The sequence below is a fragment of the Blastomonas sp. CCH9-A1 genome, assembly GCF_001557175.1.
GTDB classification, from domain to species: Bacteria; Pseudomonadota; Alphaproteobacteria; order Sphingomonadales; family Sphingomonadaceae; genus Blastomonas; species Blastomonas delafieldii_A.
In genome coordinates this window covers 1-2,435 of the sequence record NZ_LSHM01000040.1, presented here as the reverse complement: position 1 = coordinate 2,435, position 2,435 = coordinate 1, and the positions used below count along the sequence as shown (strand labels likewise).

Sequence of the window (2,435 nt, the reverse complement as noted above, 5' to 3'; positions counted from 1 at the left end):
CATGACCCGCTCCTCGATCAGGACCTGGGCCGTCGTGCACAAATGGACGAGCCTGGCGTGCACCGCATTCCTGCTGATGCTGTGCATCACGGGGCTGCCACTGATCTTCCACGACGAGATCGATTATCTGACCGAGGAGCAGCCGGTGTTCGGGATGCCCGGCATCGGCTCGTCGGGCACGAACGAAGGCCTGCTATCGCTGGACGACATGCTGGCGCGGGCGCTCGCCAATCGGCCGGGCGAAGTGCCGCTCTACATGGCATTCGACAACGATCAGCCGTCAATGACGATCACCACCGGGCCGCGCCCCGATTCTCCAGCAGCGGAAATGACGATCCAGTCGTTCGACCGCTCGACGGGCAAGCTGATCGGCAAGGTGGCGGAAAACGACGGCGGCGTGATGCACTTCCTGCTCAAGCTGCATACCGACATGTTCCTGGGCCTGCCCGGCATGCTGTTTCTGGGCGTAATGGGCATCTCCTTCGTCGCGGCCCTGGTGTCGGGCGTGGTCCTTTATGCGCCGTTCATGCGAAAGCTCGACTTCGGCACGCTGCGCAGCGGCCGCAGCGCCCGCACCAAATGGCTCGATTATCACAACCTGCTGGGTATCGTCGGCCTCGCCTGGATGCTGGTCGTCGGGCTGACCGGGGTGATCAACGCCTTCGCGGTGCCGATCGAGAAACTGTGGAAGGCAAACGAACTCGCCGCGATGACGCGCGAATATGCCGGGCGCGAGCCGCTCGATCCAGCGCGCTATGGCTCGCTCGACACCGCGATGGCCGCAGCACGTGCCAGGCTGCCGGACAACAATCCGCAATTCATCGCCTTTCCCGGCGGCACATTCAGCTCCAACCATCATTATGCCGTGTTCTTCCAGGGCGATAGTCCGCTGACCGAACGATTGCTGACCCCGGCGCTGGTTGACGCGGAGACCGGTCGCTTTACCGACGCCCGGCAAATGCCCTGGTATTATCAGGCGCTATCGCTGTCACGGCCGCTGCATTTCGGCGACTATGGTGGCCTGCCGCTCAAGCTGCTCTGGGCCGCATTGACGCTGTTCACCATGCATGTGCTGGGCACGGGCCTATATCTCTGGCTGGCCAGGGGCCGGACGAGCAGCCCCGCGCAAGTCCGGTCGCCAGCCCCCATTGCCGAGCCCGCCGAATGACCCGCTCGCGATCGCTCCTTACCATCTTCGCCTGGCCGCTCGCCATTTTCGGCATCGGCCTTGCGGGGCTTGTCGTCGCACTCACCGGGGACGGCTGGCGCGATGCCGCCTCCTGGGCCGCGCTCAGCGCGCCGGTCGCCGCCGTCTTCTGGGCGATGCGCGCGCGCCGCACCTGATCTTTGCACTTCTCAATCCAAGGAATTCAAGCCGTGAAGAGTTTCTCGTTCCGCCCTGCCCTGCTTGCCGCCACCGCGCTCGGGGCGATCGGCCTGGCCAGCCCCGCCCTGGCGCAGCAGCAGCCGGAGGCAGAGGACAGGGAAACCATCATCGTCACCGCCCAGCGCCAGAACCAGTCGGGCGTCGAACTGAAAGGCAGCGCCGGGGTGCTCGGCGACAAGGATGCAGCGGACATCCCGTTCGCCATTCGCAGCTATAATGCCGCGCTGATCCTCAACCAGCAGCCGCAGACGCTGGGCCAGGTGTTAGAGAACGACCCCACCATCCGTACCACCACCGGTTTCGGCATCGCGGGCGAACTGTTCGTCATCCGGGGCTTCGCGCTGGCGGGTGACGATATCGGCTTTGACGGACTGTACGGCATCACCCCGCGCCAGCTTGTCGCGCCGGAATTGTATGAATCGGTGCAGGTCCTCAACGGTGCCAGCGCGTTCCTCAACGGCGCAGCCCCCGGAGGCACCGGCATCGGCGGCAGCGTCAACCTGATCCCCAAGCGCGCCACCGCCGACCCGATCACCCGGGCGACGATCGGCATCACCGGACCGGAGCATGTCGGCGGTGGGTTCGATGTCGGACGCCGCTTGGGCAGGAACGGCGAGTGGGGCATCCGCATCAATGGGACCGCGCGCGCGGGCGATGCCTCGATCGACGACGAATTTCGCAGCAGCTATCTGCTCGGAGCGGCCATCGATTACAATTCGGGTCCGTTCCGGGCGATGCTCGACCTTGCCTATCAGCGGGTCAAGGTGTCGCATTTCCGCCCCAAGCTGCGCGTCAACACGTTGACGGCCATCCCCGACGCGCCCGATGCCGGCACCAATTTTGGCCAGCCCTGGCAGTACACGACGCTGCGCGACATTTTCGGGCAGTTCCGCATGGAGTATGACGTCGCCAAGGATGTCATGGTCTATGCCGCATTCGGCGCGCGCGATGGATCCGAAGAGGGCGTTTACAGCACCCCGACCCTGGTCAACTTGAACGGCGACATCACGGTCAGCAGCTCGTTCATCCCGCGCACCGACAATAACGA

The 2,435-nt window shown here is 64.8% G+C and carries 3 protein-coding genes; all 3 read left to right on the top strand.

The genetic code is table 11. From position 1 onward, the window contains the following. Window positions 1-1,168, top strand: a 1,168-nt coding sequence (locus AX725_RS11880; RefSeq protein WP_060980037.1) for a PepSY-associated TM helix domain-containing protein, incomplete at its 5' end; no start/stop codon positions are given. Then, window positions 1,165-1,344, top strand: coding sequence for a hypothetical protein (locus AX725_RS11875; RefSeq protein ID WP_060980038.1), 180 nt, complete (start codon window positions 1,165-1,167; stop codon window positions 1,342-1,344). The genes AX725_RS11880 and AX725_RS11875, both read left to right, overlap by 4 nt. Before the next feature lie 33 nt (window positions 1,345-1,377). After that, window positions 1,378-2,435 (top strand): TonB-dependent receptor (locus AX725_RS11870; RefSeq protein WP_231733294.1); only part of this gene is annotated, 1,058 nt, incomplete at its 3' end.